Annotated in this window: 6 protein-coding genes; all 6 read left to right on the top strand. The window is 73.5% G+C overall.

The window, feature by feature from the left end; genetic code table 11:
- The coding region (locus tag VGD85_RS06210) for an NAD-glutamate dehydrogenase domain-containing protein (protein ID WP_331062577.1) at positions 1-1,946 on the top strand (1,946 nt) is incomplete at its 5' end.
- Between the two features lie 112 nt (positions 1,947-2,058).
- Positions 2,059-2,568, top strand: coding sequence for a SigE family RNA polymerase sigma factor (locus tag VGD85_RS06205; protein WP_331062576.1), 510 nt, complete (start codon positions 2,059-2,061; stop codon positions 2,566-2,568).
- A complete protein-coding gene (locus VGD85_RS06200) occupies positions 2,568-3,611 on the top strand; it encodes a hypothetical protein (protein ID WP_331062575.1) in 1,044 nt (347 codons plus the stop codon). Before VGD85_RS06205 ends, VGD85_RS06200 begins: the two co-directional genes overlap by 1 nt.
- A 21-nt stretch (positions 3,612-3,632) precedes the next feature.
- On the top strand, positions 3,633-5,030 hold the full coding sequence (locus tag VGD85_RS06195) for an amidase (protein WP_331062574.1): 1,398 nt from the start codon (positions 3,633-3,635) through the stop codon (positions 5,028-5,030).
- 1 nt (position 5,031) lies between these two features.
- On the top strand, positions 5,032-5,868 hold the full coding sequence (locus VGD85_RS06190) for an ABC transporter ATP-binding protein (protein WP_331062573.1): 837 nt from the start codon (positions 5,032-5,034) through the stop codon (positions 5,866-5,868).
- Positions 5,865-6,552 (top strand): ABC transporter permease (locus VGD85_RS06185; protein ID WP_331062572.1); only part of this gene is annotated, 688 nt, incomplete at its 3' end. The genes VGD85_RS06190 and VGD85_RS06185, both read left to right, overlap by 4 nt.

Below are 6,552 nucleotides of genomic sequence, written 5' to 3'. Positions count from 1 at the left end.
CCGAGGACTTCACCTGCGTCGGCATCGGCGACATGTCCGGCGACGTGTTCGGCAACGGGATGCTCTGCTCCGAGCACATCCGCCTGGTCGCCGCCTTCGACCACCGCGACATCTTCCTCGACCCGAGTCCCGACGCGGCGGTGTCGTACGCCGAGCGCAAGCGGCTCTTCGACCTGCCGCGCTCGAGCTGGCAGGACTACGACCACTCGCTGATCTCCGAGGGTGGCGGGGTCTACTCGCGGTCGCTGAAGAAGATCCCGCTCAACGACGCGGTGCGCCACGCGCTCGGCATCGCGGCCGGGGTGGAGACGATGACGCCCGCGGAGCTGATGCGCGCGATCCTGCTCGCGCCGGTCGACCTGCTGTGGAACGGCGGCATCGGCACCTACGTGAAGGCCTCGACCGAGACCAACGCCGACGCCGGCGACAAGGCGAACGACGGCATCCGCGTCAACGGCGGCGAGCTGCGCGCCCGCTGTGTCGGTGAGGGCGGCAACCTGGGGTTCACCCAGCTGGGCCGCATCGAGTACGCCCTCGAAGGTGGGCCGGCGGGGCCGGGCGCCGGGATCGGGGGCCGGATCAACACCGACTTCATCGACAACTCCGCGGGCGTGGACACCTCCGACCACGAGGTGAACCTCAAGATCCTGCTCGACCGGGTCGTCAAGAGCGGCGAGCGGACCGAGGAGCAGCGCAACGAGCTGCTCGCGGCGATGACCGACGAGGTGGCCGACCTCGTGCTGCGCGACAACTACGAGCAGAACCTCGCGCTCGCGAACGCCGCCGCCAACGCCGCGTCGATGCTGCACGTCCACGAGGACTGGATCCGCCAGCTCGAGCGCGACGGGCTGATCAACCGCGAGCTCGAGGGGCTGCCCAGCAGCCGGGAGGTACGCCGCCGGCTCGATCGCGGCATCGGCCTCACCACCCCCGAGCACTCCGTGCTGCTGGCGTGGACGAAGATCGCGCTCGCCGAGGAGCTGCTGGCCTCCGACCTGCCCGACGACCCCTACCTCGACCTCGACCTGCGGGCGTACTTCCCGCAGCCGGTCCAAGACGGCTTCGGCCCGCAGATCCACGAGCACCCGCTGCGGCGGGAGATCATCGTGACCCAGGTCGTCAACGACCTGGTCAACGGCGCGGGCATCACGTTCTGGCCGCGGCTGTCCGGCGAGACCGGGGCCACGGGGGCCGAGCTGACCCGGGCGAACTTCGTGGCGCGGGAGATCTTCGGGTCGCTGCCGTTGCGCGACGAGCTGCGCGCCCTCGACAACACCATCGACGCGGCCGTGCAGACCCGGATGCGTCTGGAGATGCGCACGCTGGTCGAGCGCGCCTCGCGCTGGCTGGTCAACAACCGGCGCCCGCCGCTGCGCAGCCAGGCGACCGTCGACCAGTTCTCGGGCCCCGTCCAGCAGGTGATGGCGCAGCTGCCCGACCTGATGACCGGCCGCGAGCTCACGGCGTACCAGGAACGCGCGGCGGCGCTGGTCGACGCCGGCGTCTCGGAGTCGCTGGCCGCCCGGGTCGCGGTCCTGCCTCCGGCGTACACCCTGCTCGGCATCGTGGAGGTCGCGGGCCGCGAGGAGCTCGACCCGGCCACGGTCGCGCGGGTGCACTTCGCGCTCGGGGAGCGGCTCGGGCTGTCCGCGCTCGTCCACCGGATCCTCGGGCTGCCGCGCGACGACCGGTGGCAGACGATGGCCCGGGCCTCGCTGCGCGACGACCTCCACGACGTGCACACCCAGCTCACCGCGCAGGTGCTCGCCGCCACGTCCCCCGAAGACCCCGCACCGGTGCGGGTCGCCGCCTGGGAGGAGGCCGACGAGGTGCTGGTGTCGCGCGCCGCCGGGACGCTCGAGGAGATCTGCGCCGACGACGCGGCCGACCTGGCCCGGCTCTCCGTCGGGCTGCGGGTCGTGCGGGGGCTGCTGACGACCGCCTGAGAACCGTCGCGATGTCTTGGGTGCCCGGGGCAACCCCGGGCACCGTCGGGTGCATCTGGAGGGTATGGATGCACTTGCGGCTCGGGCCGACGCGGGGACGCCGGAGGCGCGGATGACCACGGAGGACTTCGACAACTTCTTCCGGGCCACCTGGCCGCGCATGTTCCGTACGGCGTACGCCGTCGCGGGCGACGCCGGCGCGGCCGAGGACGCACTGCAGGCGGCGTACGCCCGGGCGTTCGCGCGCTGGGGCCACGTGAGCTCCACGGATCACCCGGAGGCCTACGTGCGCCGCATGGTCGTCAACGAGGTGCTCGGCACCCGGCGGCGTGGCTGGTCCAGGCGCGAGCGCCCGCACGAGCAGCCGCCCGATCATCAGGGGCCGGCCGGAGCCCACGACGGACCCGAGCCGGGCGTGGTCGAGCGCGACGCCGTGTGGGCGGCGGTGCTCGCGCTGCCGCCACGCCAGCGGGCCGTCGTGGTGCTGCGCTACTACGAGGACCTCTCCGAGGAGCAGATCGCCGACGTCCTCGGCTGCAGCCGCGGCACCGTGAAGTCGCAGGCGTCGGCCGCTCTCACCAACCTCCGCCGCGTCGCGGACACGCTCGAGGGAGACCTGTGATGACCACCGACCTGCGTGAGGTCCTGCACGAGCGGCTCCACCTCGTGGTGCCCCCCGCCGGCGACCTGCCCGCCGTCCGTCGCGCCGGGCGACGGCTGCGGCGCCGCCGGCAGCTGACCGCGGGTGGGGCGGCCCTGGCCGTGGTCGCCGCCGGCACCGCCGTCGCGCTCGTCCTCGGTGGGGGAGACGGGACCGACCGCGGTGAGCGTGGTCTCGACCCGGTCGGCCAGCTCGACTTCTCCCACGGGCTGCGTGCGTACGCCGACCCGGGCTACGTCATCCACCTGGGCGGACGCGAGTTCTCGGCCCGCGACCTGGAGTACCTCGACACCGACGCCACGGCGACGCCGTACGGCGTGGTCTTCTACGACGCCGGGCATCCGATGCTGCTCGAGGAGTCGGGGGAGTTCCGTGACCTGGAGCCGGGCGCGCGCGGCGGGGGCGGCCACCCGACCGCCAAGGCCGATAGCCGGGGTGCGCTGGTCGCCTATGCGGTCAGCACGGACGACGGGCTCGAGGTCGTTGTCCGCGACCTGGCGAGCGACGACGTCGTCGGGCGGCACCCGCTGCCCCCCGATGCGGTGATCGATGCGCTCGACGACGGGGTGGTCCTCTTCCGCACGGATGCGGGCACCACCGCCTGGGACACGGCGACCGACCGGGTCCGGGAGGTGGCCGGCCCCGACACGCGGGTCGCCGACGTGCGCAACGGCGTGCTGCTCTACGACGGGCCGCGGCCCGACGGTCCGGGCGCGTCGCCCTACCGGCTGGTGAAGGGTGCGATCGACGCGCAGCTCACCTACGACGGATCGCACGTCCTGTACTGGTCGAACCGGCTGGAGTCGACCGACGGGAGCGCGCCGGTCGTGCTGGACCAGAGGGCGACGTTCTTCGCGGTCGACACCGACGGCTCGATCCTCGCCGCCGAGTACGGACACCCGGCCACCGTCTACGACTGCGAGGTGCCGTCCGGCATCTGCACCGAGCTCGGGCCGCTCACCACGAGGGGCGGTGACCCGGCGTTCATCGGCGTCGACATGTAGGAGCCGCTAGCCTCCGGGAGTGTGACGGACCTTTCGCGCGCGGGCGTGGCCGAGACAGCACGACTGGTGGCGGGGGGTGAGATCTCCGCACGCGGCGTGGTCGAGCAGGCGCTGGCGCGCATCGAGACCCGCGACCGCGGGCTCAACGCGATCTCGCAGCTGATGGTGGACGCGGCGATCGCGGAGGCGCAGGAGCGCGACGAGGCGCTCACGGCCGACGGTCCGATCGGCCCGCTGCACGGCGTACCGGTCGTGATCAAGGAGGAGATCGACGTCGCCGGCACGGTCACGACGTTCGGCGGCGACGCCAACGTCACGCCGGCCGTCGCCGACGCCGAGGTCGTACGCCGGCTCCGCGTGGCCGGTGCCGTGATCGTCGCGAAGACGACCATGCCGGAGTTCGGGGCGTTCCCGTTCACCGAGTCGGCCGCGCGCGGGGTCACCCGCAACCCGTGGGACCCCAGCCGCACCCCGGGCGGCTCCAGCGGCGGGACCGCCGTGGCGGTCTCGGCCGGCATGGTGCCGGCCGGCATGGGCGGCGACGGGGGCGGCTCGATCCGGATCCCGAGCGCGAGCTGCGGTCTGTTCGGTCTCAAGCCGCAGCGCGGCCGGGTCACGACCGCCCCGCACCCGCACCTGTGGTGGGCGCTGGGCACCGCCGGCCCGCTGACCCGCAGCGTGCTCGACAGCGCACTGGTGTACGACGCGATCCGCGGCAACGTCGAGGGCGACCTGTACACCGCCGGCGGCGAGGAGCCGTTCGTCGCGGCGGCCGGGCGCGAGCCCGGTCCGCTGCGCATCGGCTGGTCGGTCAAGCCGGTGACGCTGGGCGTGCGGCCCGACCCGGTGCACGTGCGGGCCGTGGAGGACACCGCGCGGCTGCTGGGCGACCTGGGCCACGACGTCCGCGAGATCGACCCGCACTATCCCGACCCGACCGCGGCGTTCGTGCCGCAGTTCTTCGCCGGCATCCGCTCCGAGGCCGACCAGGTCGAGCACTTCGACCGGCTCGAGCGACGCACCCGCGAGACCTACCGTCTCGGCTCGTGGGTGACCCAGAAGGTCATCGACCGCGCGCTGCGCACGACCGAGCAGGTCTCCGCCAAGGCCAACCGCGTGTTCGACGAGGTGGACGTGCTCCTCACCCCGGCCATCGCCCACCGGCCGCCCAGGGTCGGGCGGCTCGACGGGGTCGGCACCGTGCGCGCGTCGCTGCGCGCGATGCCGGCGATCGCCTACGCCGCCTTGTGGAACGTCGCCGGCAACCCGGCCGCCTCGGTGCCCTGCGGTGTCGCCGCCGACGGGCTGCCGGTCGCGGTCCAGCTGGTCGGCCGCACCGACGACGAGGCCACGCTGTTCTCGCTCTCCGCCCAGCTCGAGGCCGCCCGGCCCTGGCCGCTGCTCGCGGGCGACGCGTGAGGTGACCGCCGCGATCGAGGTCGTCGACCTCACGATGACGTACGGCGACCTGCGCGCGGTCGACGGGGTCGGCCTGAGCGTCGCCGAGGGCGAGTTCGTCGGCATCCTCGGGCCCAACGGCGCCGGCAAGACCACGCTCCTGGAGATGATCGAGGGGCTGCGCCGCCCGGTCGCGGGCTCGGCCACCGTGCTGGGCGAGCCGGTCTGGCCGCGCAACGCCGGCCTGCTGCCGCGGATCGGGGTCCAGCTGCAGGCCTCGTCGTTCTTCGAACGGCTCACCGCGCGCGAGCAGATCCACACGTTCGCCGCGCTGTACGGCGTCCGCGCCGGCCGCGCCGACGAGTGGCTCGACCGCGTGGGCCTGGTCGAGAAGGCCGACACCCGGGTCGAGGACCTCTCCGGCGGCCAGATGCAGCGCCTCGCGATCGCCAGCGCGCTCGTGCACGACCCCGAGGTGGTGTTCCTCGACGAGCCGACGGCGGCGCTCGATCCGCAGGCCCGGCGCAACCTGTGGGAGCTGCTCTCGGGCCTCAACGACTCCGGTCGCACGGTCGTGCTCACCACCCACTACATGGACGAGGCCGAGGCGCTGTGCGACCGGGTCGCGATCATGGACCACGGCCGGATCCTCGAGCTGGACACCCCTGCGGCGCTGGTCCGGGGCCTCGACGCCGCCACCCGGATCACCCTGGCCGACGGCGAGGTGGTCACCACCCGCGAGCCGGGGGCCGAGCTGGCGCGGCTGGCCGACGAGGGACGGCTCGACGGTGTCCGCGTCGAGACCGGCACGCTGGAGGACGTCTTCCTCCACCTGACCGGACGGGAGTACCGGGCATGAGCACCCCACGGCCGAGCCGCGGTCTCGCGTTCCGCGCGCTCTCGCTGGCGATCGTGCGCGGGTTCGTCCGGGACCGGACGTCGGTGTTCTTCGCGGTGGTGTTCCCGCTGATGTTCCTGGTGCTGTTCGGCGGCCTGTTCTCCGACCCGAGCGACGGGAAGGTGGAGCTGATCGAGGTCGGGGCGGTCCCGCTGTTCGACGACCTGCCCACCGAGGCCCGCGCCGCCTTCGAGGAGACCTTCACGGTGACCAGGTCCGAGGACCTCGCCGACGCGCTCGATCAGGTGCGCAACGGTGATGCGAACGTCGCTGTCGTGCAGCAGGGCGACACGCTGGTCGCCCACTACACGTTGGCCAACCCGGCCGGCGCAGCGATCACGCGTGGCGCGATGCAGTCGTTCGTGGACGGCGCCAACGTCGCCGCGACCGGGCGTCCGCCGGCGTACGACCTCCAGATCCAGCCCGTCGAGGACGAGTCGCTCGACACGATCCAGTACTACACGCCCGGGCTGCTGGGCTGGGCGGTCGCGATGAGCGCGGCGGTCGGGGCGGCCGCGACCCTGCAGGGCTGGCGGCAGACCAGGCTGATGCGCCGCCTCCAGCTCGCACCGGTCTCGACCCGGACGGTCGTCGCCGCCCGGGTCGCGGTGACGGTCGCGATCGCGCTCGGGCAGATGGCGATCG

The organism is Nocardioides sp., assembly GCF_036401255.1.
GTDB lineage: Bacteria > Actinomycetota > Actinomycetes > Propionibacteriales > Nocardioidaceae > Nocardioides.
Note: the sequence above shows the minus strand (reverse complement) of the source record. Positions and strands in the feature narration are given on the sequence as shown.